General features: G+C 68.2%; 21 protein-coding genes. 9 read left to right on the forward strand and 12 right to left on the reverse strand.

All coding sequences use genetic code 11. The features are described from left to right. Window positions 1-10: 10 nt before the first annotated feature. From NQ034_RS06740 to NQ034_RS06755, 4 genes are all read right to left on the reverse strand, one after another. Window positions 11-964, reverse strand: coding sequence for an NAD-dependent epimerase/dehydratase family protein (locus NQ034_RS06740; protein ID WP_257047826.1), 954 nt, complete (start codon window positions 962-964; stop codon window positions 11-13). Then, on the reverse strand, window positions 961-1,773 hold the full coding sequence (locus NQ034_RS06745; RefSeq protein ID WP_257047827.1) for an enoyl-CoA hydratase: 813 nt from the start codon (window positions 1,771-1,773) through the stop codon (window positions 961-963). Before NQ034_RS06745 ends, NQ034_RS06740 begins: the two co-directional genes overlap by 4 nt. 41 nt (window positions 1,774-1,814) lie before the next feature. Further along, window positions 1,815-2,369: a MarR family winged helix-turn-helix transcriptional regulator gene (locus tag NQ034_RS06750; RefSeq protein WP_257047828.1), complete on the reverse strand. Its 555-nt coding sequence runs from the start codon at window positions 2,367-2,369 to the stop codon at window positions 1,815-1,817. A gap of 81 nt (window positions 2,370-2,450) precedes the next feature. Then, entirely contained in the window at window positions 2,451-2,684 is a 234-nt protein-coding gene (locus tag NQ034_RS06755; protein WP_257047829.1) for a hypothetical protein, read from the reverse strand. A 230-nt stretch (window positions 2,685-2,914) separates the two neighbouring features. Here NQ034_RS06755 and NQ034_RS06760 point away from each other — a divergent pair, with 230 nt between their 5' ends. Together NQ034_RS06760 and clpB are read left to right on the forward strand one after the other, a co-directional pair. Then, window positions 2,915-4,618, forward strand: a complete 1,704-nt coding sequence (locus tag NQ034_RS06760) for a Na+/H+ antiporter (protein WP_257047830.1) — start codon at window positions 2,915-2,917, stop codon at window positions 4,616-4,618. A gap of 107 nt (window positions 4,619-4,725) precedes the next feature. Further along, on the forward strand, window positions 4,726-7,329 hold the full coding sequence (gene clpB, locus NQ034_RS06765; protein ID WP_257047832.1) for an ATP-dependent chaperone ClpB: 2,604 nt from the start codon (window positions 4,726-4,728) through the stop codon (window positions 7,327-7,329). Between the two features lie 120 nt (window positions 7,330-7,449). Here clpB and NQ034_RS06770 read toward each other — a convergent pair whose 3' ends face one another. After that, a complete protein-coding gene (locus tag NQ034_RS06770) occupies window positions 7,450-8,256 on the reverse strand; it encodes an exodeoxyribonuclease III (protein ID WP_257047833.1) in 807 nt (268 codons plus the stop codon). Between the two features lie 460 nt (window positions 8,257-8,716). Beyond that, complete coding sequence (bioB, locus tag NQ034_RS06775; RefSeq protein ID WP_257047834.1) at window positions 8,717-9,988, reverse strand: biotin synthase BioB; 1,272 nt, start codon at window positions 9,986-9,988, stop codon at window positions 8,717-8,719. A 143-nt stretch (window positions 9,989-10,131) separates the two neighbouring features. Here bioB and pyrE point away from each other — a divergent pair, with 143 nt between their 5' ends. From pyrE to NQ034_RS06795, 4 genes are all read left to right on the forward strand, one after another. Next, window positions 10,132-10,704, forward strand: coding sequence for an orotate phosphoribosyltransferase (pyrE, locus tag NQ034_RS06780; protein ID WP_257047835.1), 573 nt, complete (start codon window positions 10,132-10,134; stop codon window positions 10,702-10,704). Window positions 10,705-10,743: 39 nt separating this feature from the next. Next, on the forward strand, window positions 10,744-11,625 hold the full coding sequence (locus NQ034_RS06785) for an ABC transporter ATP-binding protein (protein WP_257047836.1): 882 nt from the start codon (window positions 10,744-10,746) through the stop codon (window positions 11,623-11,625). Beyond that, the gene (locus NQ034_RS06790) at window positions 11,626-13,002 is read left to right on the forward strand and encodes an ABC transporter permease (RefSeq protein WP_257047837.1); all 1,377 of its coding nucleotides are present in this window, start codon (window positions 11,626-11,628) and stop codon (window positions 13,000-13,002) included. A gap of 68 nt (window positions 13,003-13,070) precedes the next feature. Beyond that, complete coding sequence (locus NQ034_RS06795; protein ID WP_257047912.1) at window positions 13,071-13,700, forward strand: TrmH family RNA methyltransferase; 630 nt, start codon at window positions 13,071-13,073, stop codon at window positions 13,698-13,700. Window positions 13,701-13,851: 151 nt separating this feature from the next. Here the strand turns inward: NQ034_RS06795 and curA are convergent, their stop codons facing one another. The 4 genes from curA to NQ034_RS06815 all read right to left on the reverse strand — a co-directional run bounded on the left by curA (window position 13,852) and on the right by NQ034_RS06815 (window position 18,436). Continuing rightward, window positions 13,852-14,874: an NADPH-dependent curcumin/dihydrocurcumin reductase gene (gene curA, locus NQ034_RS06800; protein ID WP_257047838.1), complete on the reverse strand. Its 1,023-nt coding sequence runs from the start codon at window positions 14,872-14,874 to the stop codon at window positions 13,852-13,854. A 127-nt stretch (window positions 14,875-15,001) separates the two neighbouring features. After that, entirely contained in the window at window positions 15,002-16,132 is a 1,131-nt protein-coding gene (locus NQ034_RS06805; RefSeq protein WP_257047839.1) for an acyl-CoA dehydrogenase family protein, read from the reverse strand. Between the two features lie 31 nt (window positions 16,133-16,163). After that, the gene (locus tag NQ034_RS06810) at window positions 16,164-17,360 is read right to left on the reverse strand and encodes an acyl-CoA dehydrogenase family protein (protein ID WP_257047842.1); all 1,197 of its coding nucleotides are present in this window, start codon (window positions 17,358-17,360) and stop codon (window positions 16,164-16,166) included. 77 nt (window positions 17,361-17,437) lie between these two features. Further along, window positions 17,438-18,436, reverse strand: a complete 999-nt coding sequence (locus tag NQ034_RS06815) for a carbohydrate kinase family protein (protein WP_257047843.1) — start codon at window positions 18,434-18,436, stop codon at window positions 17,438-17,440. Between the two features lie 304 nt (window positions 18,437-18,740). Here NQ034_RS06815 and NQ034_RS06820 point away from each other — a divergent pair, with 304 nt between their 5' ends. Beyond that, on the forward strand, window positions 18,741-20,072 hold the full coding sequence (locus NQ034_RS06820; protein WP_257047848.1) for an MFS transporter: 1,332 nt from the start codon (window positions 18,741-18,743) through the stop codon (window positions 20,070-20,072). A 90-nt stretch (window positions 20,073-20,162) separates the two neighbouring features. Continuing rightward, a complete protein-coding gene (gene fbaA, locus NQ034_RS06825; protein ID WP_257047849.1) occupies window positions 20,163-21,185 on the forward strand; it encodes a class II fructose-bisphosphate aldolase in 1,023 nt (340 codons plus the stop codon). Between the two features lie 57 nt (window positions 21,186-21,242). Here the strand turns inward: fbaA and NQ034_RS06830 are convergent, their stop codons facing one another. Together NQ034_RS06830 and NQ034_RS06835 are read right to left on the reverse strand one after the other, a co-directional pair. Further along, window positions 21,243-21,737 carry an arsenate reductase/protein-tyrosine-phosphatase family protein gene (locus NQ034_RS06830; protein ID WP_257047850.1) on the reverse strand — a complete coding sequence of 165 codons (495 nt, stop codon included), beginning with the start codon at window positions 21,735-21,737 and terminating at the stop codon, window positions 21,243-21,245. Window positions 21,738-21,771: 34 nt separating this feature from the next. After that, entirely contained in the window at window positions 21,772-24,228 is a 2,457-nt protein-coding gene (locus tag NQ034_RS06835; RefSeq protein WP_257047851.1) for a CDP-glycerol glycerophosphotransferase family protein, read from the reverse strand. Between the two features lie 36 nt (window positions 24,229-24,264). On the opposite strand from NQ034_RS06835, the gene NQ034_RS06840 reads away from it, so the two are divergent. Then, window positions 24,265-25,704: an FAD-dependent oxidoreductase gene (locus NQ034_RS06840; protein WP_257047852.1), complete on the forward strand. Its 1,440-nt coding sequence runs from the start codon at window positions 24,265-24,267 to the stop codon at window positions 25,702-25,704. Window positions 25,705-25,766: the final 62 nt, after the last annotated feature.

The following is a 25,766-nucleotide window of genomic DNA, read 5'->3' on the forward strand; positions in this document are numbered from 1 at the left end:
CGCTGCGCGCTCAGTCCAGTGCCGCGCTCAGGCCGTCGACGGGATCGACGAAGAGCAGGAGGCCCAGCCGGGTCAGGTCGTAGGTGCGCGAGGCGGTGATCCAGACGACCGCCGGCAGTGGCCAGCGGTGCGCCCGCTTGCCCCAGGCCAGCCCGCGCTGGGCCGCCCTTGCCTTGACCCTGGCCAGATCCGCCGGTTGGGCGTCCACCTTCACCGGCTCCAGACCGGCCCTGGCCATCAGGGGGTTGACCACGTGCTCGGGTAGGTAGGCGCTGGGGTCGGCGACGTTGACCGGGCCGGTGACCTCTGGATGTTCCAGGCCCGCCAGGACGGCGGACACCAGGTTCTCCGGAGCGCACAGGCTCACCGGTTCCCGCCCGCCACCGGGCAGTGCCAGCACGTCCTTGTGCGTATGGGCACCGATGAATGGCACCAGATAGGGATCGCTGTGATCCCAGGGCGCGTAGACCGGCGCCGGGCGCAGGATGAGGGAATCGCGGTGAACCCGGGAGATGACCGCCTCGGCCTGCGCCTTCGAGGCCTGATAGGGGCTCAGATACCGCACCTGTTCGACCGGGCCGGCCTCTTCGAACAGTTCCTCGTGTGGGACCTGCGGATCGTAGACGGCGGTCGTCGACAAGTGGATCAGGCGACTGGCTGCGAAGGCGTCGACCACCGCGCGGGTGCCGGTGACGTTGACGGCGTGGAAGGACTCGGGCGCGGGTTCGGGCGTACCGGGCACCCGCGGGGTCAGGGCGGCAGCGTGCACCACGGCCGGCCGGCGCTCTGCCAGGGACCGGATCGCCGCGGGGGCGGGGCCGGTCAGATCCCAGTCCACATGGGTGATTCCCGCGATGCCGGGGTCGGTCCGGCCCACACTGGTGACCAGGCGGCCCCGGGAGACCAGTGCGCGGGCGATCAGGCCCCCCAGAAATCCGGAGGCGCCGGTGACGACGACGTTCATGCCCCGCGGTGTTCCCAGACCGGCTCGCGCTTGCTCAGGAAGGCGTCGATGCCCTCCTGGGCGTCGTGCTCGATGGCGTTGTCGGCCATCACCTGGACGGTCTGGGCGTAGGCCTCCGTGGTCGACAGGGAGATCTGATCGTAGAAGGCCCGCTTGCCGATGCTCACGGTCGCGCTCGAGGCCTCGGAGATGGTCCTGGCCAGCTCCAGGGTGACCTCGTCGAGTTCGGTTGCGGCGGCCAAGTGCGAGACCAGACCGAACTGGTAGGCCTGCTCGGCGGAGATCATCTCACCGGTCAGCAGCATCCGCATGGCCTGCTTGCGCGGCACCGCACGGGACAGGGCGACCATCGGGGTCGAACAGAACAGGCCGATGTTGACGCCGGGGGTGGCGAACCTGGCCGCCTCCGAGGCGACTGCCAGGTCTGCGGTCGCCGCCAGCTGGCACCCGGCGGCGGTGGCCACGCCCTGGACCTTGGCGATTACGGGCTGGGGGATGTGCTGGATGAGCTGCATCAGGGCGGAGCAGGTGTAGAACAGCTCCTGCTGCTGCGGGTGGGCGGCACCACGGATCTGCTTGAGGTCGTGGCCGGAGGAGAAAACGTGTCCGGTCGACTGCAGGATGATGACGCGCACATCGGTGCGCTTGCCCAGCGCCCGGAAGGTGGAGCTGAGGCTGTTCATCATCTGTAGGCTCAGCGCATTGCGCGTGGCCGGGTCGTTGAGGGTGACGGTCGCAATCGGTCCCGTGACGTCGAGGAGGACGAGCGCGGATGCGTCCGTGGGCTGGGGTGTCTGCTCATCGGTCATGGTCATAGTCTGTCACGAACCCGGCGGAGTGTCCGCAGGGCTCACCCCTTGGGGCGGACCCGGACCTGCTTGGTTCCCCGGTGGACGTGCTCGGCCGGGCGCTGGAGGTCGTCGTGGGTCAGGGCGTCGACCAGTTTCTGCGATGCGCGGGTGATCGCCTCCAGTTCCGCAGAATCCAGCCCCAGGCGCGCGCGCATCTGGGTGGGGACGTCCTTGGCGGTTGCGCGCAGTTCGATGCCGGCGCGGGTCAGGTGGATGTAGCGGCGGCGCTCGTCGTTGGGGTCGGGCACGCGGGTGACCAGATCGCGCTTCTCCAGCCGGCGCAGCAGCAGGGTCAGGGTGGCCATCTCGAAGTTGAGCAGCTTGGCCAGGTCGGAGGCCGAAATGCCGGAGTCCCCGGTGCCGGCGGCCGAGGGATTGTCCTGCCAGTGGTCCCACAGGGCCAGCATTACGAGGTACTGCGGATGCGTCAGGCCCAGCGGCTCCAGCGGCCCCTTGTACGCCTGCACCAGGAGGCGCGATGCCACCGTGATGGGGAAGCAAAGCTGCTGGTCAAGGTGTAAATCGTCGGTCTGATCGGATGTCTCTGTGCCCATGGGTATCATCTTAGTTCGCCTCCCAGACGACGGTCCCCCTGGTGCGCGCACCAGGGGGACCGTCGTCTGGGGATTCACGGCTCACTTGCCGAAGTGGCGCTCCATCCACGGGATGAACTCCACGCCGGTGAACAGCGCCAGGCAGAAGCTGAGCAGACCGCCGGTGAGGTACCAGGCCTCCAGGGGGTCGTCGCCCTGTCCCGCGATCCCGCCGAAGAGGTAGAAGGAGAGGAGGAGGAAGACCGCCATCAGCACGACGCCGATGATGGTGATCCAGGTGTTGTGGTTGCCCTTGTAAGCGCCGACTTGCGCCATGGTGACTCCTTGTCGATTCGGATGAGTCGGCACACGGGTACCGACTGTGGACATTCGATATCCCAGTATAGGCGGTGGGAAAAACAACGGAAATGTTCGTCTGATGGAATGAATCAGGAGCCGAGTGACTTGTACTTATAGGATTTTTTGTGCCCCGTGACGTCCGTTCTGCCGGTTCGTCGCGTGCGGGTGCCGGAGGACACGGGTAGTCGGGGGAAGGGGAGAGCTGTATGTCGATGATCGTCCTGCTGATTCTGCTGGGGATGGGCACGGTGATAGTCGTCGGGGTCGGCGAACGCCTGTCGCTGCCGTGGCCGGCCCTTATGGTCTTTCTGGGGACGGCCATCGCACTGATCCCGGGGATGGAGAAGGTTCACATCGAATCGGAGCTCATCCTCCCGATCTTCCTGCCGCCCCTGTTGTACGCCACCGCGCAGCGGACCTCGTGGATGCTCTTCCGCTCCACCTGGCGTTTCATCCTGTTCCTGGCCGTCGGCCTGGTGGCGGCGACGGTGGCGATCGTGGGCGCCTCGGCGGTCTGGCTGATACCGGGCATCGGCGTGACGGCCGCGATCGCGCTGGGCGCCATGGTCTCCCCACCCGACCCGGTGGCGGTCGAGGCGGTTTCGGCCTCGGCTCCGCTGCCGCGCAAGATCCAGCAGGTGTTCCAGAGCGAGGGGCTGTTCAACGATGCGGCCGCCCTGGTGATCTTCCAGCTGGCGGTGTCGGCGACCGTCGCCGGCGAGAAGCTGAACTTCGGCTGGCTGACCGCGCGGTTCGTGATCTCCGCTGTGCTGGCCGTGGTGGTGGGCTTCGTCATGGCCTTCCTGGTCAAGTGGCTCATGAAGTTCTCGCACAATACGGTCGCCCGGTCCACTGCGCAGTTGGTCATGCCCTTCGCCGTGTACCTGGTGGCCGAACACGTGGGTGCTTCCGGGGTCATCGCCGTCGTCGTCGCCGCACTGGAGACGCGACGCCAGGATGTGGCAGAACGCGCGGAGGAGCGCGTGATGCAGGAGGCGACGTGGAGCGTCCTGGAGATGCTCATCACGGGTGTGGCCTTCGGGCTGATCGGCATCGAGCTGCGTGCGACCATCATGGATACGAACGTCAATCTGTGGGAGGCCGCACGCGCGGGCCTGGTCATCTCACTGTTCATGATCATCCTGCGCTTCCTGTGGATCGGCGTGGTCATGCTCCTGGTCGACCGCAAGGCGCAGAAGCAGTTCGGCCTGAAGAACTACCTCAAGGGCGTGACGATCATGACCTGGGGCGGGATGAGGGGACTGGCGACCCTGGCGCTGGCGCTGTCGCTGCCGATGACCACGGCGGACGGATCACCCTTCCCCGGCCGCGATGCGATGCTGATGGTCGTGGTCATGGTCCTGGGCGTGACCCTGCTGGGTGCGGGGCTGAGTTTCCCCGCTGCCGTCCGCAAGCTCAGCGTGGTCGCGAAGAACGAACACAAACAGGAGCAGATGATCGCGGCCAGGGCCAGGCGCGCCTCGCTCAACGCGCTCAAACACGCAGATGACGTGCCGGAGGAGATCCGCGAGGAGCTGCGCGCCCGTTTGCGCACCCTGCAGATCCAACTGGCCGGCGGCGATGAGGGGGTCGAACGCGAGGCCACCCTGAAGAAGATCCAGAAGCACAATGCGGTCTTCGCCAAGTACCAGACGCTGTCGCTCAATGCGGCCCGCGCCGAGGTGCTGCGGTGCCGTGGGGAGCGCGGAGTCGACCCCGAGGCGGCCGACCAGGTGATGCGCCGACTGGACCTGCAAACGGTGCTGTTGGGCGACTCCACTCCCACCATGACGCTGCCGCTGGTCCGCCCGCGTCCCGCAGCGCGCAAGGCGGCTGCCAAGGCCGCGCCCCCGGCGGATGCGACGAAGGACCCCAAGACCGCGCCGAGGGGACCGGCGGGCGAGAAATAGTGGGTTGAGCGGAATAGACTCAACTTTTCTGGCGTTGGACTGAGCAGACTGAGACAATCAGAGACGATAGAACTCACGAGGTTCAGAACCTGGAAGGGGGAGTCCAGATGGACGCCAAACTCACGACGAAGTCGCAGGAGGCACTGCAGACCGCCGTACAGGACGCCACAACGCGTGGCAATGCCCAGCTGCAGCCGGAACACCTGCTGCGCGCACTACTGGAACAGGAGGGCTCGATCGCGGCGTCGCTGATCGAGCACCTGGGGGCCGATCCCCGTGCCCTGGCGGCGCGGTCGGGTGAACTGGTCGCGGAACTGCCCGCGGCCTCGGGCGCCACGGTGAACAATCCGCAGATGGGGCGCAACACCCTGCTGCTGATCCAGAACGCGGAGAAGGAGATGCAGGGGCTGGGCGACCAGTTCGTCTCCACCGAACACCTGCTCATCGCGGCGACCGCGGACCAGGGCGGGGTGGGCGAGCTGCTGCGTGCGGCCGGCGTCACCCGCGATGGCCTGCTCGAGGCCCTGCCCGGCATCCGCGGGGGCCGCAAGGTCACCAGCGAGAACCCGGAGGAGACCTTCCAGGCCCTGGAGAAGTACGGCACGGATCTGACGGCCGCCGCCCGCGAGGGCAAGCTGGACCCCGTGATCGGCCGCGACTCGGAGATCCGCCGGGTGGTCCAGGTGCTCAGCCGCCGGACCAAGAACAACCCGGTGCTGATCGGCGAGCCCGGTGTGGGCAAGACCGCGGTGGTCGAAGGACTGGCCCAGCGGATCGTCGCCGGCGACGTCCCCGAGTCCCTGCGCGATAAGACGCTCATCAGCCTCGACCTGGGTTCGATGGTCGCCGGTGCGAAGTACCGCGGCGAATTCGAGGAGCGCCTCAAGGCAGTGCTCGAGGAGATCAAGAACTCCGACGGCCAGGTCGTGACCTTCATCGACGAGATCCACACGGTGGTCGGCGCCGGTGCCACGGGCGATGGCTCCATGGACGCCGGCAATATGCTCAAGCCCATGCTGGCCAGGGGCGAGCTGCGCCTGGTGGGTGCGACGACCCTGGACGAATACCGCGAGAACATCGAAAAGGACCCCGCCCTGGAGCGCCGGTTCCAGCAGGTCTTCGTGGGCGAGCCCAGTGTCGAGGACACCGTGGCCATCCTGCGCGGGCTCAAGGAGCGCTACGAGGCCCACCACAAGGTGACGATCTCAGACTCCGCATTGGTCGCCGCCGCCAGCCTGTCCAATCGCTATATCACCGATCGGCAGCTGCCGGATAAGGCTATCGACCTGGTCGACGAGGCCGCCAGCCGTCTGCGCATGGAGATCGACTCCGCCCCGGTGGAGATCGATCAGCTGCGCCGTTCCGTGGATCGGTTGAAGATGGAGGAGATGGCGCTGTCGAAGGAGACCGACGAGGCCTCCAGGGAACGCCTGGCCGCACTGCGGACCGATCTGGCGGACAAGCAGGAGGAGCTCGCCGGGCTCAACGCCACCTGGGAGACCCAGCGGGCCGGGCTGAATCGGGTCGGTGATCTGAAGAAGAAGCTCGACGATCTCCGCGGACAGGCCGAAATCGCGCGCCGCGACACCGACCTGGAGACCGCCAGCCGTCTGCTCTACGGCGAGATCCCCGCTGTGGAGAAGGAGATCGCCGCGGCCGAGGCCGAGGACGCACAGGGCGAGGGGACCGGGTCCCGGATGGTCAATGAACAGGTCGGGCCCGACGACATCGCCGAAGTCGTCTCCGCCTGGACCGGCATTCCCGCCGGGCGCCTGTTGCAGGGCGAGCGCGAGAAGCTGCTGCACGCCGAGGAGATCATCGGGCGTCGGCTGATCGGCCAGTCCGCTGCGGTGGCGGCCGTCTCCGATGCGATCCGCCGGTCGCGTGCCGGGGTGTCCGATCCCGATCGTCCCACGGGTTCGTTCCTGTTCCTGGGTCCCACGGGCGTGGGCAAGACCGAGCTGGCGAAGTCCCTGGCGGACTTCCTGTTCGAAGACGAGCGCTCGCTGGTGCGCATCGATATGAGCGAGTACGGGGAGAAGCACTCCGTGTCCCGCCTGGTCGGTGCGCCCCCGGGATACGTCGGCTACGAAGAGGGCGGCCAGCTGACCGAGGCCGTGCGGCGCAGGCCGTATTCGGTGGTGCTGCTCGATGAGGTCGAGAAGGCCCACCCGGACGTCTTCGACATCCTGCTGCAGGTCCTCGACGACGGTCGACTGACCGATGGGCAGGGGCGCACGGTTGACTTCAGGAACACGATTCTGATCCTGACGTCGAACCTGGGCTCGCAGTTCCTGGTCGATCAGTCCCTGAGCGCCGAAGAACAGCACAAGGCGGTCATGGAGGTCGTCAACCGCTCGTTCAAGCCGGAGTTCCTCAACCGGCTCGACGATGTGGTGATGTTCGACGCGCTGTCCACGGACGAACTGGCCCGCATCGTCGATCTGCAGATCGCCTCGATGCAGGCACGGCTGTCCGAGCGCAGGCTGACTCTGCAGGTCAGCCCCGCTGCCAGCGAATGGCTGGCACTGGAGGGCTATGACCCTGCGTACGGCGCGCGTCCGCTGCGGCGCCTGGTCCAGCGCGAGATCGGCGACAAGCTGGCCCGCGAGATCCTCTCGGGGACCGTGCGCGACGGCGATACCGTGGTGGTGGACCGGCCCAATGAGTTCGACGGCCTGACGATCACGGCCGAGCACGTGGAGGGCTGATCGGGCGGACCGAGTCGGTCGTCCGGACACACGGCGGCCCCGGGAACCGGAAGGATCCCGGGGCCGCCGTGTGTCCGGACGTGTGTGTCCCGTGCATTCTGGGCGGACGGGCCCGCCGGATCAGTCCGCGTAGTCGACGATGACGGGCGCATGGTCCGAGGCGCCCTTGCCCTTGCGCTCGTCGCGGTCGATCAGCGCGGCGGTGGCACGTTCGGCCAGGGCGGGGCTGGCCAGCTCGAAGTCGATGCGCATCCCCTTCTTCTTGGGGAAACTCAAGCCCTTGTAGTCCCAGAAGGTATAGACGCCGGGACCGGGCGTGAAGGGACGGGTGACCTCGCGCAGGCCGGTGTCAAGCAGTTCTTGGAAGGCCCGGCGTTCGGGTTCGGAGACGTGGGTGGCGCCGTCGAATTCGGCCATGTCCCAGACATCCATGTCCAAGGGCGCGACATTGAAATCGCCGACCAGGCAGAACTGTGCGGTGGGATCGGTCCGCAGGGTGGTGGCACAGACATCGCGGAGTCGGGCCAGCCAGTCGAGTTTGTAGGCGTAGTGCGGGTGGGTCAGTTCCCGGCCGTTGGGTACGTAGAGGGAATACACGCGTACCCCGTCGCAGACGGCGGAGATCGCCCGCGCCTCCGCAGGGGCATCGGGTCCCCAGCCCTCCGGGCCGAAGCCCGGCATATCGGCGAACCCGATCTGCGGGTCCTCCAAACCCACCCGGGAGGCCACGGCCACGCCGTTCCACTGGTTGAGCCCGTGGAAGGCCACTTGGTAGCCGCGGGAGGTGAAGACCTCTTCGGGGAACTGCTCGTCCTTGCACTTGAGTTCCTGGATCGCCAGAACGTCGACCTCGGAACGGTCGAGGAAGGCCCCGATCCGTTCGGCTCTGGCCCTGACGGAGTTCACATTCCACGTCGCTATTCGCATCCATCCAGTCTACTGGCGGTCGGACCGTCCGGGATGGGGCGCGGGGCCGGCCGGGCAGTGGCCCTCGGATGCGGTCGCGGATGACGGGAATGTATGGCGGCGATGACATTCAGGTGAATCGCCTATGGGATTCGACTCGGAACAGAATGTGAGTTTCTTGAGTATTCTGGTTCGACTCGGGTGCTGAGCGCTCACATACGATGTTTTTCCAGGTCAAAAGGTTATTGAACGAATTAAATTACCTTTTGGCCACTTGTCATCGGACGACTGTTCGGGTTATGGTTATACCGGTTCATTTGGTGGGGATCGAATGGACCATGGACGTGTGGGGATGCGTCCAAGGTACTCGAGGGGAGTGCCGATTGCGACCCCGGGTTGAGCATTGCGCTCCCCGGGGTCGCTTTTCATTCATCGGCCTTTTCGCCGCTCGGGGCGTCGACGCCGAGAACGGGACGGCGCCTCAGGAATTGGGTGGCGCCTCGGTCCCGGCGCCACGGGTGCGGATCGCAGGGATCAGTACGCGTCCGTCCCCGGTTGCACGGGTCGCCCCTGGGCCGTTGGGCACCGGCCTGCCGCACGGCATCGGGGAGTGCGTGTTTCCGGTTTCGTCCGCGGGCCGGGCCGGTCCCTGTGCGGCCTCACCGGGTTCGGTCGCGGCCGCGTGGGCTGCCCGGTGCGCCGCCAGTTCGGCGCGCAGGCCCGCGGTATCGGTCTGGGCCACGACCTCGAATCCACCGTCGACGATCATGTCGAGGTCGGCCTGCGCGTCCTGGCCCTCGCTGGTCAGGTAATCGCCCAGGAACAGGGAGTTCGCCACGTGCAGGCTCAGCGGCTGCAGGCTGCGCAGGTGGAGCTCACGGCCGCCGGCGATCCGCAGTTCCCGATCAGGGCACATGAGGCGCACAACCGCCAGGATCAACAGGCTGCGGCGGGGATCGAGCTCGTTCGTTCCGGCCAGGGGTGTGCCGTCGAAGGGGATGAGGAAGTTCACCGGGATCGAATCGGATTCGATCGCGCGCAGTGCCGTGATCGCCTCGACGAGCTGTTCATCGGTTTCGCCCATGCCCACGATCAGGCCCGAACACGGAGAGAGCCCGGCGTCCCTGGCGCGGGCCACGGTGTCCACCCTGTCATCGTATGAATGTGTGGAGCAGATGTCGGGGTAGTGCGAGCGCGCTGTATTGAGGTTGTGGTTGTAGGCGTCGACCCCCGCTGCGGCAAGGCGTTCGGCCTGTCCGTCCTTGAGTAGTCCCAGGCAGGCGCAGACCTCGACCGAGGGATTCTCCTCCTTGATCGCACCGACCATATCGGCGACCCGGTTGACGTCGCGATCCGTCGGCCCGCGCCCCGAGGCGACCAGGCAGACCCGGCTGGCCCCACCGGCCAGCCCGAAGCCCGCCTGCCTGGCGGCCTCCGTGGGCTTCAGCCATGAGTACTTGAGAACCCCGGCACCGGAGTTCAGGCGCTGGGAGCAGTAGCCGCAGTCCTCCGGGCACAGGCCGGACTTGAGGTTGACCAGATAGTTGACCTTGACCAGGTTGGCGAAGAAGGCTTGGCGGACGCGCCCGGCCGCGTGGACTGCGTCGAGTAGGGCGGAATCGGGTAGTCCCAGAATGGCCAGGGCCTCGTCGGCAGTGGCGGGGGAGCCCTGAATGGCGCGGGTGGCGATGGCCTCGAGGTCCGGGGAATCGCCCGGGGCCGATGGTGTGTGCGCTTGTCGTGTGAGTGTCATGCCCACACTATTGAACACCGTTCAGGACTGCGTCAACTTAGGTCATGAACACTGTTCAGGGGACTCTTCCGGACTCGGTCCGGGCGGCGAGTCTGAGTCCCGCCTGCGCACACGGGGATCCCCATCCAAATAGAATGGGCACCATGGCACAGAACCACGCGGCGGATACGCGCTCTCAACTCCTCGCCCTCATTGACGAACTCGCGGTTGTCCGCGGGAAGGTCACCCTGTCCTCGGGACGGGAGGCCGATTACTATCTGGACCTGCGGCGGGTCACGCTGGACCACCGTTCGGCCCCGCTGGTCGGCGACATCGTGCTCGACGTGCTGGCGGAGAACGACCTACTCGATCGGGTCGACGCCGTGGGCGGTCTGACCATGGGCGCCGATCCGGTGGGCACCGCGGTGATGCACCGCTCGGTGGTCCGCGGTACCCCACTGGACGCCTTCGTGGTCCGCAAGGAGGCCAAGAAGCACGGCATGGGGCGTCGGGTCGAAGGACCGGATGTGGCCGGCCGCAAGGTCATCGCGGTGGAGGACACCTCGACGACCGGAGGTTCGGTGCTCACCGCGGTCGAGGCCCTGCAGGAGGCGGGCGCGCAGGTCGTCGCGGTGGTCGTGGTCATGGACCGCAACACCGGCGCCAAGGAACGCGTCGAGGCCCAGGGGATTCCCTACCTGTCGGCGCTGACGACCGCGGACCTCGGACTGGACTGAGTCCGGGGCGGGCCCAACAACACCAACGAAGGAACGGCTTTGCTTGAACTATCTGGTATCACGGTGAAATCCGGCCGGAAGACCTGGCTCGACGACGTCTCCCTGCAGGCGGCCCCCGGCCGCATCACCGGGGTTCTCGTGCGGCGCGGTTCGGGACGGACGGAACTGGCCCGCGCGATCATGGGCCTGCTCGACTTCGAGGGCACGATCAGCCTCGAGGGCACGGAACTGGGCTACGGCGATCGGCAGAACTTCGGTTATCTGCCCGGCGAGCGCGGCGGCTATCCGGATATGAAGGTGCTCGACCAGATCGTGTTCTTCGCCCGCCTGCACGGGATGACCCTGGGTGCGGCCGAACACAATGCGATCGCCCTGCTCTCGCGCCTCGAACTGTCCGACCGCGCCTACGCCCCGTTGCACCAGCTGACCGGGGCCGAGGCCGCACGCGTCGATGTGGCCGGCGCGCTGGCCGCCGATCCGGACGTGGTGGTGCTCGACGAGCCCTTCTCCGGGCTCGACGAGGAGAGCCTGGACCTGGTGTTCTCCCTGCTGCGCGATCATGCGGCCTCGGGCGTGCCCGTCATCTTCACCACGAGCGACGCCGCCGGCGCCGGCCGGGTCGCGGACGATCTGGTGGTGCTGTCGGCCGGCAAGGTGGTGGCCGCGGGCACGCTGGCCGAGCTGCAGGCCGAGCAGGCCGGGTACCGGGTGGAATTGAGCGCCGAGCGACAGGCGGAACGGGCCGTGACCCGTTTGGAGGGTGCGCGGGGGATCACCGAGGTCGCCGCGATCGGCGCCACGATCCAGTTCGCGGCGCAGACCGCAGAACAGGCGAGCGAGGCGGTCGCCGGGTTGCCGGGGCTACGCGCCTTCGGTCCCCACCGACCGGGAATGGACGAGATGTTCGGGGAGCTGATCTGAGTGAGTGAAAAAGACGATAAGGCGCCCGGCGCCGGAGCGAACGATCCCGAGGACCTGGGAGCTGCCGTGGGCGATGCGCCCCTGCAGACCTTCCCCGGCGAAGAGGTACCGGAGGAGCTGGCCGATCTGGTGCTCACCGGTGACGAACCCGCGACCGGTCTGGTCAGCGAGTTCCGCGAACTCAAACCGAGTCAGGCCGCCTGGCTGGTGGGCAACAGGGACACCCAGGCGGTGGCCAAGAGCCCACTGTTCATCGTCGCGGTGCTCGTCATCGCGCTGGGCGTGCTGGCGGCCCTGATCGTCGGCTTCAACCAGGCGAAGGCGTCATCCGGTGGTGGCGATGCGTCGGAGAAGACGCTGGCGATGATGGGCGTCAAGGGCCAGGAGCAGATGGCCGAGCAGCAGCTCGGCATGAAGGTGCTCGACGTCGAATCGGTCCAGGCCGCTCAGGACGCTGTGCGCGAGGGCAAGGCCGACGCCGCCTATATCCAGGACCAGACGACGGGGACCTCCTCGTTCATCGCCCTGGACCAGGAGCCCTCCGACATCATCGACAAGCTCTCGCCCAAGCCCAGTGTCACCCTGCTCAACGCCCCGGCCGTATCGCAGAAGCTGGCCACTCCGGTGCTGTGGGGCCTGGTGGCGCTGACGATCATCGCCTTCCTGAGCCTGGGCCAGGCGGTTTACCAGACTCTGCGGCTGGAGAAGCGCAGTCGGATCTCCGAGGTGATGGCCGCCGCAGTGCCCGTGCGCTCGATCGCGCGCGGCCGGGTCACCGGGGCACTCACCCCGGCCCTCATCTACATCCTGCTGGCCTATGTCATCCTGCTGTTGGGCATGTCGATCCTGGGTTATAGCCAGCCGGTGGTCAAGATGCTGCCGGGCCTTGGTTGGGGACTGACCGTCTACCTGGCCGCCGCCCTGGTGTTCCCCTCGCTGTATCTGTGGGCCGGCAGCCTGTCGGGCCGCCGCTCCACGAAGGTGTTCTACCTGGTCACGGGTGTACTGGTCGTGGTGGGTGCGTTCCTGCCGATGTTCTTCGCAGCGAACTCACTGGTTCTGAAGGTGCTGGGCTACATCCCGCTGACAGCGCCCGTGGCCATTCCCAAGCTGTACCTCAGCGGTCAGACCGACTGGTGGGTCGGCCTGGTGTCCCTGGTCATCGCGGTCGTGGTGGGGCTGGTGCTGCGCGCCATGGCCTCGGCGGCCTATGAGAAGAATCTGCTGGCAGGCACCGGCCGGTCCGGCAAGCTGGCCAGGGCCCGCAAGAGCAAGAAGCTCACGGCCACCGCCAAGGACCGCACGGGTGCGGCGGCCAAGGAGTCCGCGGCCGATGACGCAGCGGACGCCGCTGCCGAGGAGCCCGAGGCCAAGTGAGCGCGGACGCCGGGGCGACCCCGGTTCCGGGGCCCGGGGCCCCCGCCACGACGGCTCCGACCCCAGAGGTGCCCGGGGGCACGACACCGGAGGTCGGCCTCGGCCCCTGGGAGGGCCCCTGGCCCGACGACGAGCGCTACGATCCGGAACTGCTGCGCACGGGCGACCGCCGCAATGTGCTCGACGGCTACCGTTACTGGACGATGGACGCGATCATCGAGGACCTGGACACGCGGCGCCACGGCTTCCACGTGGCCGTCGAGAACTGGCAGCACGATCTGAACATCGGATCCGTGGTGCGCACCGCCAACGCCTTCAACGCGGCGGCTGTGCACATCGTGGGCAGGCGCCGTTGGAACCGGCGCGGGGCGATGGTGACCGATCGGTACCAACACGTGCACCACCATGGCAGCGTCGAGGAGTTCGCCGCCTGGTGTGAGGAGAACGGGCTGGCCCTGATCGGGATCGACAATTTCCCCGACTCCCAGCAGCTGGAGACCTATGAGCTGCCCGAGCGGTGCGTGCTGCTGTTCGGGCAGGAGGGTCCGGGGCTGACCCCCGAGGCCCATGCGGCATGCCGGGCCGTGCTGTCGATCGAGCAGTACGGGTCGACCCGGTCGATGAATGCGGCAGCGGCGGCCGCGATCGCGATGCACGCCTGGATCCGCAGGCACGAATTCGGCCAGCGGGTGAACTGACCCCGCAGCAACCCCATCGGGGGCCTCGCGAGTCGGGCGCCCTCGGGTAAGTGCCCGCGCCTTGCCGGTGGCTCCACAAAGGGGCCTGTGGCTCGATAAGTCGTGAGTTATCGAGCCACAGGTGCCAGTGTGGAGCCACTGCCGAAGGGGGTCAGTCGGCGACGTGGATGATCGTCTTGCCGAAGTTCTTGCCCTGCAGCATCCCAGCGAAGACTTCGGGGGTGTGCTCGAAGCCGTCCGTGATGTCCTCGTGGTACTTCACCCGGCCGCTTGCCACCCACTCGGTCATCTCGCGCAGGAAGTCCGCCTCCATCGATTCGACGAACTCACTCTGGATGAACCCGCGGAGGGTCAGACTGCGCGTGAGGACCGCGTTCATCAGCCGTTCCCCGGTGCCGGCCGGGGTGGGGTGGTCCACGCCGTTGTACTGTGCTGCCAGGCCGCACACGGGAACGCGCGCAAAGGTGTTCAAACGCGGCAGCACAGCATCCCACCAGACGGGGCCGGCGACGTTCTCGAAGTACACGTCGATGCCCTGGGGCGCGGCGGCCTTGAGCCGTCCCCGCAGATCGGGTTCCCGGTGGTCCAGGGCCGCATCGAAGCCGACCTGTTCCAACAGCGCGGTCTTCTTGGGCCCACCGGCGATGCCGATCGCCCTGGCGCCCTTGAGACGGGCGATCTGGCCCACCGTCAGGCCCACCGGGCCGGTGGCGGCGGCCACCGCCACGGTCTCACCGGGCTGCGGGCGGCCGATGGCCAGCAGGCCGGAGTAGGCGGTGAAACCGGGCATGCCCAGTACGCCCAGTGCCGTGGTCACAGGTGCCACGGAGGCATCGAGGACGCGCAGCGTGTCTGCGGGCTGTACGGAGAAGGTCTGCCAGCCGCCGTAGGCCAGCACGATGTCGCCGGCCCTGACCGCGGTGGATCGGGATTCGACGACCTCGGCGACGGTGGCGCCGACCATCGTCTGGCCGATCTCAACCGGTTTGGCATACGACCGGGCGTCGGACATGCGTCCGCGCATATACGGGTCCAGGCTCAGGTACAAGGTGCGCAGCAGGGCCTGGCCATCGCGGGGGACCGGGACCTCGGTCTCCTCCAAGTGGAGGTGTTCGCGGCCGGGCAGGCCCTGCGGGCGGGCCGCCAGGATGAAGCGTTGATTCTTGGTGCTCATGGTTCTCGATTCTCCTTTGCCGGGTGTGGTGGATGCGTCCGTGTGCCGATACGCCACTGGGGCCGAGGAATCAGCGTGATTCATCGGCCCCAGTGAGGTGTGCGGCCGGGGTACGGCGCAGCGGATGTTACAGATCGGCTGCTGCCGGCTCCACCAGGCCGCCCAGATCGGCCAGCTCCTGGTTGACCGTGCCCTGCTCGTCGAAGGTGCGCGGGATGACGGTCAGGCGCTTGGCGTAGTGTCCGATCGGGTACTCCATCGTCATGCCGATGCCGCCGTGTAGCTGGATCGACTCCTGCATGATGTGGCGCGAGGAGCTGTCGATGACGAGCTTGGCCGCCAGCACATCGCGGTGGCGTTCCTTGGAGGTGCCATCGGGGTCCTGGACGATCGCCAGCTTCGCGTACAGGGCCATCGACCTGGCGTCCTCGAGCAGGGCGTAGCACTCCGAGGCGCGGAACTGCAGCGACTGGAAGGTGCCGATCGCCACGCCGAACTGCTCGCGGGTCTTCAGATAGTCCGCGGTCATGGCCAATGCGGACTCCATCGCACCCACCGCTTCGGCGGCCAGTGCCGCATTGGCGGTGTCGATGACGTACTCCAGTGCGGCGCTCGGGTCGCCCGCGCCCAGCGGGGTGGCAGGGGCGTTCTCGAAGAGCACCGCTGCGCTGCCCAGGCCGTCGGCCTGGCGGCGCGGGTCCACGGTGACGCCCGCAGCAGCGGCATCGACGAGGAACAGGGACAGCACCCCGTCGTTGTTCGCCGAGACGATGAAGGTGTCGGCTGCGTCGCCGCCCCACACCGATACCTTCTCGCCGTTGAGCACACCGTCGGCGAAGGTGGTGGACGGGCTGGCCAGCTCGTAGCGGGCCAGCGGCTCATAGCCGGCGAACGCCAGCTTCTTCGCGCCCTCGGCCACGGCGGGGAGGATCTCCTCCTTCTGGGCGTCGGTGCCCAGCGCCTCGACCAGGCCGGCGCCCAGGATGACGGTGGGGACGTAGGGCTCGAGCACGAGCGCCTTGCCGAATTCCTCCATCACCACGGCGACCTCGCCGAAGCCCATGCCGGCTCCGCCGAATTCCTCGGGGATGGTCAGCGAGGTCAGGCCCAGTTCGGCGAACTGCTGCCAGATCTCCTCGCTGTAGCCCAGCTCGCCGGCCAGGATGGCCTCACGGGCGGACGCGTCGTACTTGTCCTTGAGCAGGCGGGCAACGGTCGCGCCCAGTTCCTGCTGGATGTCGGTGAGTTCAAGATCCATGAAATGTGTTCCTCCTCTTAACGTCGGGCCGTCACAGGCCCAGCAGGGCCTTCGAGATGATGCCGAGCTGTACCTCGGACGAGCCGCCGTAGATCGACACCTTGCGGTAGTTGAAGTACGTCTTGAGCGCATCGGCCGCGCCGTGGGGCAGGGTCGTGAACTTGGTGCGGACCTCGCGGGAGTCGACGAAGTCGAGTCCCTGCGGGCCGACGATGTCGGTGAGCAGTTCCGTGATGTCCTGCTGCAGGCGCGAACCGCGCAGCTTCAGAATCGAGGACCGGGGGTCGGGCTTGTCGGCACCGGCGACCTGGGTCGACAGGATGCGCAGCTGTGTGAACTCGAGGGCCTTGAGTTCGGCTTCGATTGTGGTGATGCGCGCGGAGAAGGCCGGGTCGTTCAGCAGGGAGCCCTTGGCGGTCTTGGTGGCGGCGGCATAGGCCTTGGCGCGGGCCAGCTTGACCTGGGACTCGCCCACCCGGGCGATGCCGGTGCGCTCATTGCCCAGCAGGAACTTGGCGTAGGTCCAGCCCTTGTTCTCCTCGCCCACCAGGTTCTCGACGGGTACCTCGACATTGTCGAAGAAGACCTCGTTGACCTCGTGGCCGCCGTCGATCAGCTGGATCGGGCGCACGGTCAGGCCCGGGGACTTCATGTCGATGAGCAGGAAGGAGATGCCGGCCTGCTTCTTGACGTTCGGGTCGGTGCGGACCAGGGTGAAGATCCAGTCGCCGTACTGGCCCAGCGTGGTCCAGGTCTTCTGGCCGTTGACGATGTACTTATCGCCCTGCTTGACAGCCGAGGTCTTCAGCGAGGCCAGGTCGGAACCCGCATTGGGCTCCGAGAAGCCCTGCGACCACCAGATGTCGATGTTCGCCGTCGCTGGCAGGAAACGGTCCTTGATCTCCTGCGAGCCGAAGGTGTCGATGACCGGGCCGACCATGGAGGCGTTGAAGGCCAGGGGCTGGGGCACGCAGGCCAGCTGCATCTCGTTGAGCCAGATGTGGCGCTGGACCGGGGTCCAGTCCTGACCGCCGGAGGCGACGGACCAGTTGGGCACGGCGTATCCGTGCTTGTTGAGGATCCGCTGCGTGGCGACCACATCGTCGTGGGTGCCCTCTTCGCTGCCGATGGCCTGGCGGTACCGGATGTCCTCTGGGATTTCGGTGCGATAGAACTCGCGCATGTGCTCTGCGAATTCGAGTTCTTCCTTGTTCAGGAGATTATCCATGGAACTTCCTCGATCGTTCGTTCAGTTTAGACATCTCCGAGTCTAAGCCGCTTATGCTCTCGAAGGCAACGGGAGCTTCAGGCCCCTAATTCGCACCGCAGGGGCAGATCGGCGCCGGCGCGCCCGACCGTGACCGAGGCCGCGGCCAGCGCCCGCTGCAGGGCCGGCAGGCAGTCGGCCGGATCGAGCCGGCGCCGCGTGCGCTCGGGGCCCCACGGACCCAGGGCGCCTGCATCGGCCAGGCCCGAGAGCAATCCCGCCATGAAGGAATCGCCCGCGCCGACCGTGTCGACGACCGCGGTGGGGGAGGCGGGCAGTTCGACGACCCGACCGCCGGTGCAGGCTAGGGCCCCGGCACCGCCACGGGTGATGACCACCAGGGCCGGGCCCAGCCCGGCCCAGTCGCGCATGACCCGTGTCAGTGGCACCCCGGGGTAGAGGAAGGCCAGGTCCTCATCGCTGGCCTTGACGACATCGGCCAGCGCGCAGATCTCCTCGGTCCGGGCCCTGGCCTCCTCCCGCGATCCCACCAGGGTGGGCCGGATGTTCGGATCGAAGCTGATGCTGGGGTGCGTGCCGTGGGCGGCGGCAATCCCGTCGGATCCTGTGCGCAGCCCGCGCAGGTAGTCCACCAGGGCGGTGGCGCCGGGCTCCAGGAAGGTCGCGATGGAACCCGTGTGGACGTGGCCGGTGGGCGCTGGGTGGGCGGCGGGGTCGAACTCCCAGGCCAGGTCGAAGCGGTACTGTGCGGATCCCGCCTCGTCCAGGGTGGCCAGCGCGGTGGGCGTGCGCGCCAGCCGATGGGATCCCGCGTCGATGTTCACTCCGGATGCCTCCAGCCTTTCGGCGATCCGGCGGGCGTGCCGATCGGGGCCGGTCCCCGCAACCGCGCCCAGCGCGGTGGCCAAGCGGACCCGGTGGCCCAGCCGGGCCAGGCCCAGGGCGACATTGGCCGGGGAACCGCCCACGTGTTCCACATCGTGGGAGCCGTCGGGATGGTGGGCCGGGCGGACGATGTCGATGACGGCCTCGCCGATGATGAGGAAGTCGGCGCCGGTCGAGTCGGTGTCTGTCATGGTCTTATTCTGGGCCCTCTCGACAACCCATGCGCACTCGTGGGGATCGGCGCGCAGACCGTGTGCCCGATTGCACAGGGAAGCAGGCTCGAAAACCACCGGAAACCCCTTCACAGACCGCCCCGGCGGGGTGGAGAATTGATTCATCGGTCCAATCGGACCACCTCCCGCAATGCTGCAGACCCTGCCACGAGTGCGCCCCGGCGCGTTCCCAGGGTCTATCCGTGTTGCCCGGAGTGCACAGTCATCCGCACAGTCATCACAGATCTCGGATCCCGACCGCCACCGGCCCAGAAGGAGCGCTTTGGCCATTTCCACTTCCACCGACCGCCGCCTGGTGCTGGCGCTGACCGCCCTGGCCCTGGGTGGCTTCGGCATCGGCACCACCGAATTCGCCACCATGGGCGTGCTGCCCCTGCTGGCCGACGATCTGGGCGCGAGCATCCCGCAGGCGGGCCGTGCCGTCACCGCATACGCCCTTGGCGTTGTGGTGGGCGCACCTCTACTGGCCTCGCTGACCACCCGGCTGCCGCGCAAACCGCTGTTGTTGGCGCTCATCGGCCTGTTCGCCGCGGGCAATGTGGTGGCACTGCTGGCGCCGAACATGGAGGTGCTGTTGGGTGCCCGCTTCCTTTCCGGGCTGCCCCACGGCGGCTACCTGGGCACTGCCGCGGTCGTCGCTGCCTCGCTGGTCGAACCGCAACGGCGCGGCCGGGCGATGGCCCGGGTGGGGATGGGCATGACCGTGGCGAACATCGTGGGCGTGCCGATCGCGGCCTGGCTGGGGGCGAACCTGGGCTGGCGGGCGGCCTACGGACTGGTCGTCGTGGTCGCAGTGTTCACCCTGGTGGCGCTCAAGGCCTGCCTGCCCGAACACATCGCCTACACCCCGGCAGGGGTGCGCCGCGAGTTCGCGACCCTGAAACGGCCCGCCGTCTGGCTGGCCCTGGTGGCCGGCTCGATCGGGAACATGGGACAGTTCGCCGTCTACACCTACGTCTCGCCCATTGTGACCGATGTCGCGGGCCTGCCGCCTGCCGTCCTGCCCTGGGTCCTGGCGCTCTACGGCGTCGGCATGACCTGTGGTGCCTTCGTGGCGGGCCCCCTGATCGACAAGTCGATCGACCGGGCGGCCTTCTGGGCGCTCGGTGGCCTGGCCCTCGTGCTGGTGTGTCTGGGACTGTTCATGGGCCACGCCGTCGTGGTGCTGCCCGGGCTGTTCCTGCTGGCCGCCGGCGGCAATCTGTTCGCCACCTCGCTGCAGGCCCGGCTGTTCCGCGACGCCTATGACGCCCCCAGCCTGTCGGCGGCGCTGAACCACTCGGCATTCAACATGTCCAACGCCCTGGGCGCCTTCCTGGGCGGGGTGCTGATCTCGGCGGGTCTGGGCTACCGCGCGCCGGCCCTGCTGGGCGTGGTCTTCATCTGCCTGGGCGTGGCCGTCCTGCTGGTGGCGCGCAAGCTGTCCGGGGCCTCGCCCTCGCGCCAGGTGCTCGATCTGGACGGGTCCGAGGTCGTGCGCGTGCGCAAGCGCGACCGGCTGCGGGCTGCGGGCTCCCGGATCGCGCACACCCCGGGGCGGGTCGCCCACGCCGGTTCGCGGGCGGTTCACGCGGCGGCCGATCGGCTCCGCTGAGCGGATCGCAGGGGCCGGTGGCGTGACATGGTGGGGCTCATTTGAAAAGATGGGGAGCAGTATCCGGCCCCACCGAACTAAGGAGAACCCATGCCCGTCGCAAGTCCCGACGAATACGCGGCAATGATCGATCGAGCCAAGGAGGGCGGTTTCGCCTACCCGGCCATCAACGTGACCTCCTCGCAGACGGTCACCGCAGCCCTGCGCGGTTTCGCCGAGGCGGAATCCGACGGCATCCTCCAGCTGTCCTTCGGCGGTGCGGAGTACGCCTCCGGCTCGACCATCAAGGACCGCATTACCGGTTCGGTCGCCCTGGCCGAGTATGCCGCGACCGTTGCCAAGAACTACCCCGTGAAGGTGGCGCTGCACACCGACCACTGCCAGAAGGACAAGGTCGACACCTGGGTCAAGCCGCTCATCGCGATCTCCCAGGAGCGGGTCGACCGCGGCCAGGACCCGCTGTTCCAGTCGCACATGTGGGACGGCTCGGCGATCGAGGTCCCGGAGAACCTCGACATCGCAGCCGACCTGCTGAAACTGACCCATGCAGCCCACCAGATCCTGGAGATCGAGGTGGGTGCCGTGGGCGGCGAAGAGGACGGCGTGACCGGTGAGATCAACGAGAAGCTCTACACCACCGCCGCCGACGGTCTGGCGACGATCGAGAAGCTGGGCCTGGGGGAGAAGGGCCGCTATCTGACCGCCCTGACCTTCGGCAATGTGCACGGGTCCTATAAGCCCGGCCACGTCAAGCTGCGCCCGGAGATCCTGAAAGACATCCAGGCCGAGCTGGGTGCGAAGTTCGGTGTGGACCGGCCCTTCGACCTGGTGTTCCACGGTGGTTCTGGCTCCTCGGCCGAGGAGATCGCGGCGGCCGTGTCCTACGGTGTGGTGAAGATGAACATCGACACCGACACCCAGTACGCCTTCACGCGTCCCGTGGCCGACTTCATCCTGAAGAACTACGACGGCGTGCTCAAGATCGACGGCGAGGTCGGGAACAAGAAGGCCTACGACCCGCGTGCCTGGGGCAAGGCGGGCGAGGCCGGTATGGCCGCGCGCATCACCCTGGCCGCCGGCCAACTGGGTTCGGCCGGCAACGCCATGAAGTGACCTACGGCCGGTGTCGCCGGGGTGGGGCGGCTTCCGTCCCACCCCGGTTGCGCCGGACTAGAGGCGCAGGATCGTCCGGAGCGCGTCGTGGATCTCATCCGCGGCGCGCTCCGCCTCGTTCCAGCCCAGCCGGTAGGGATCGGCCACATCGTCGGAGGAGTCGCCGTTGACCCCGGCCGCGAGGTCCGCCGGTGGATTCCAGGCCGTGGCCTGGCCTGCGGCGACCGCCCTGGCATAGGGCTTGAGCATCACGGTGCGCTCGGCCGCACCCGGCAGGGACTCGACGATGAAGCGCCGGTGTTCGCGGGTCAGCGCCACGATCAGATCGGCCGCGGCGGCATTGGCCGCGCTGAGCTGGGTGCCGCTGAAACCGGTGTCGTCACCGCCCAGGCGACGTAACTGGGCCGCCATATCCGCATCGATCGACGGGAAGATCGCATAGGTTCCGGTGGAGACGAAGCGGGTGTCGGGATCGAGCAGGGCGGCCAGGCGCTCGGCCACGGGGGAACGGCAGGTGTTGCCGGTGCACACGAACATCACGGTGGGTAACATGCCCCCACCCTAACGGTTCAGACCGGCCAACGGCTCAGCCCAGCCAGCCGCGCTCGACCAGGTCGTCGACCACCCTGGCGGCCGCGTGGCCGTCGTCGTGGACGATGAAGCGCTCCCGCCAGGCGGCGGCCCGTTCGGCGTAATCGCGCACCCAGCCGGCATCGGATCCCTGGGCGCTCAGCGCCTCGACCAGGCCGATGAGTGCTTCCCGGTCGGTCAGAACCGGTCCGGGGGCTGCGGCGTCGAAGTCGAAGGTGAAGCCGCGCTCCCCGTCGTACCTGTCCTTGTCAGGGGCGAAGAAGAGCATTGGCACGCCCGTGATCGCCGCATCGAACATGACCGAGGAGTAATCCGTGATGAGCAGATCGGCGGCCAGGAACAGATCTGCGACATCCGGGTGGGCGGAGGCGTCGATGACCTCGGCGACGGTGGCCGCCGGCGCCGGCCCGGCCGGTTCGAGCTCGGCCGATTCGGAATCGACCTCGCGCAGGGTGGAACGGGCGGTGGCACCGCCGGCGGCCCTGGTGTGCCCGCGCACCACGATCGTCCAGTCGGCGCCCAGGCGTTCGGCCAGCCACTGCGGATCCAGCAGCTCCACCGGCCGGGTCCCCTCGTAACGCCAGGTCGGCACGTAGACCAGGATGCGGGTCTCCGGATCCGCGCCGAGCACGCGGGCCGCAGCACTGCGCGCCTGCCAGGTGGGCCGGCCCGTTTCGTCCAGGGCGTGTACCAACCGGTCGTCGCGCGGATAACCGGTCTCCAGGATCGGACCGCGGTAGGCATAACAGCGGCGGAATTCGGCGGTCGAATGCGGGTTCTGGCTCAACAACAGGTCCCAGCGGCCCGACTCCCTGGCGGCTGCGAATTTCGAACGCAGGGTGGCGTCCGGCTTGGCGATCGCCAGTTTCTTCAACATCGTGCCGTGCCAGGTCTGCAGCACGTGCTGGCCGCGGCGGGCCCGGAAGCCGTAGCGCAGCCAGTCGTTGACCACCAGCAGGCGTGAGCGCCGACGGGCGGCGAACCATTCGGGGCTGCCCACCAGGACGGCCTGTGCCCCCTGGGGCACCTGTTCGTCCTCGTCGGTGACCGACCAGTACCGGGGCAGGGCCGGGAACCGGCGGGCCACCTCGGCGTCGATGGCCAGGGGATTGTCCGAGACCTGGCGGCCGTAGAAGCTCTCGAAGAACACGCCGCCGGATTCCACCAGCTGTGACTCCGGCAGCCGGTCATGGCGGATCTGGCGCAGCACCCGGGCCGCCGAGGCTCCCTTGGGGAAGCTGTGGAACCGATAGGACAGGTCCACGGCGGCGGCGTGGGCGAACCGGCCGGCGGTGGATCCGGAGCTGAGCGCCTGTTCCAGATAGTTCAGCGTGGTGCCCCAGGTGTGGAACACCGAGCCGTCGGGGCCCACCGTGTCCTCCAGGGGCTCGTAGAGCCCGCGGGTCGCGGCGTAGACCTCGAGGTCGGGGGCGAACCAGATGATCGGCCGGCCCAGCACCGAGTAGTCGATCGCGATCGAGGAGTAGTCGGTGATGAGCGCGTCGAAGGCGCCCAGATCGCCGGTCACCTCGGGCATCAGGTCCGAGCCCAACAGGTGGATGCGCCCGGAGGCGACCCGTTCATAGGGGCCGAAGCCCAGGCGGTGCGGCCGGATCGCCAGATGCCCGTCGATGCGCTCGAGCACCGCGCGCAGTTCGGCGACCTCGGCATCGGTGGGCACCGCCGGGTCCTCATCGCCGTTGCGCCAGGTGGGCGCGTAGATCACCAGCGGGCCCGAGGTCTCCGCCGGCAGGCCCAGCACCTTGAGGATCCGCGCGCGGGCAGCGGCTGCCTTGGCCGGACTCTCCGCCTGGGCGGCCAGTTCGTCCACGCGCGGATCGCCCAGCACGCGGACCCTCCCGGGATCCAGTCGGAAGGCCGAGCGCAGGCGCCTGGCGGTCTCCGGGGCGCCGGCGACGAACAGGGAGATCTGCTGATCGCCATAGGAGTACATCCGTGCCAGGATCTTCTGCGCGGGTCCCAGCAGGTGGGCCAGGCGCCCCGCGGCGCCCGGCAGACTGGTCACGGAGGGGGAGTCCAGGTGTAGCAGTTTCAGGGGCACGCCATGCCACAGTTGGACGACGTAGCCGCCGAAGACTCCGTAGCGGTTGGCGTCGCCGAAGCCGTGGGTGATGACGATCTGGCCGGCGCGCAGCGTGGCCCAGTACCCGGCGGCCGACTTCCGGCGCACGGGGGCGAAGCCCTCTGCCGCAGCGGCGCGGTCCTGGTCGGCATCGGCGGTCAGCCAGCTGATCTGCACGTGCGCGTCCTCGCGCTTGAGGCGCCGGGCGACGACCAGGGCGCCCTCGCCCACGCCGATGCCCGAGCCGAACACCCAACGGTCGCTCTTGCGCGGGACGAACTTCGAGAGCAGAAAGGAACCCGCGTATTTGGGGATGGCGAGCAGTTTGGAGACATTGCCGCCGGTGAACGTGAAGACAGGCTTCTTCATTCCAAGCAGTCTAGTCCACCGGCTAGGGTGGGCCGTATGGCAGCACGCGTCGATCCGGAATCGAACTCCGAGCAGAACGATTCGTCCCCGAACACGGTGGTGGTGGGCGCGGGTGCCGCCGGCACCGCACTGGCCCGCGCTTGGGCTGCGGCCGGCCCCCGGACGGGACATCTGACCCTCATCGACTCACGGGCGGACCCCGTGGAGCTCCCTCCCCTGTCGAAATCCCTGTTCGACCCCGAGGCGGAGCCCGCCCGACTGTGGCCCGCTGACCGGCCGGGGGGCTTGGCCGACGGAGCGCAGGACGGCGCGCCCCGCGTGCGCCGACGCACCGGCACGGTGACCCGGATCGACGAGTCCGTGCCCGAACCGGCCCTGCCAGGTGCGGCTCCGGACAGACCAGCGGCCGGCGCCATCCACCTGGACGACGGCACCACCGTGACCTATGACGTCCTGGTCCTGGCCACCGGGATGCGCCCGCGCCCGGTACCGGCGGCGCTGGATGGCGTGCGGGCACTGCGGATCTTCGACGCGGACTCCGCGCTCGCCGCCCGCGCCGCCCTGGGGCTGGGGCCGGGCCACGTGGCGCCCGTGCGCGATATCGGCGTCCTCGGCTCGGGCTATCTGGCTCTGGAAATGGCCAGGGCCGCCGCCGAGGCCGGTGCGCACCCCACTGTCCACCTGCGCGGGCAGCTGCCCGTGACGAGCCTGAGCACCCCCATGCGCCTGGCCCTGTGCGAGCTGCACAGTGCCGCCGGTGTCGCCTTCGCCGCACACGATCCGGCCCCCGCGGCCGGCGCCCACGCGCTGTGGCTGGTCGCCACCGGGGCCGTGCCCGCCCTGCCCCCTGGCCTGCCCGACGAATGGCAGCGCACGCCTCAGGGGCACCTGTTGGTCGACCGGCGGCTGCGCGTGGCCGGGGCCGGCGGCGAGGTCTATGCGATCGGTGATATCGCCCGGCTCATCGACGACGCCGAGCCCGCATACGGTTCGGAGTCGCTGGCCAACGGTCAGGGCGCCTGGCTGGGCACACGCCTGGCAGAACGTGCGCAGCCCGCGGGCACGGCGGCCGTCTGGTGCGAGCTCGGCTGGCATTGGAGCTTCCAGGGCCCACTGCGGCTCTTCACGGTGGGGGAGCCGGGCGGCACGGCGGAAACCGCCGCCGTGCCGATCGTCCTGGGCGACCTCGGCTCCGGTGACGGCCAGGTGCTGCTGTTCGGCGGTGCGGACCCGCACGCGCCTCTGACCGGGGTCGAGACCCTGGGAGCGCCGGCGGCGCACAATGCCGCCAAGAAGGCCCTGGCGCTCGCCGGCGATGAGCGGATCACCCGGGCCGAAGCAGCTGCCGACGGCTTCGAGTTGAAGAAGGCGCTCAAAGCGCGCAAGTCCGACCGAATGCGCAAGCCCGGTCTTTCCGAAGGAACCCACATTCGGCCCACAGACCACGTTGAGCAACGCCACAATCCAGGGGCTTAGGCCAAAACCGTGGGTCTGACTACACTAAGAGGGTTATCTTTGCCGAAGGAAGTGTGCAGCTG

It is taken from the genome of Brevibacterium moorei, assembly GCF_024580735.1.
GTDB classification, from domain to species: domain Bacteria; phylum Actinomycetota; class Actinomycetes; order Actinomycetales; family Brevibacteriaceae; genus Brevibacterium; species Brevibacterium moorei.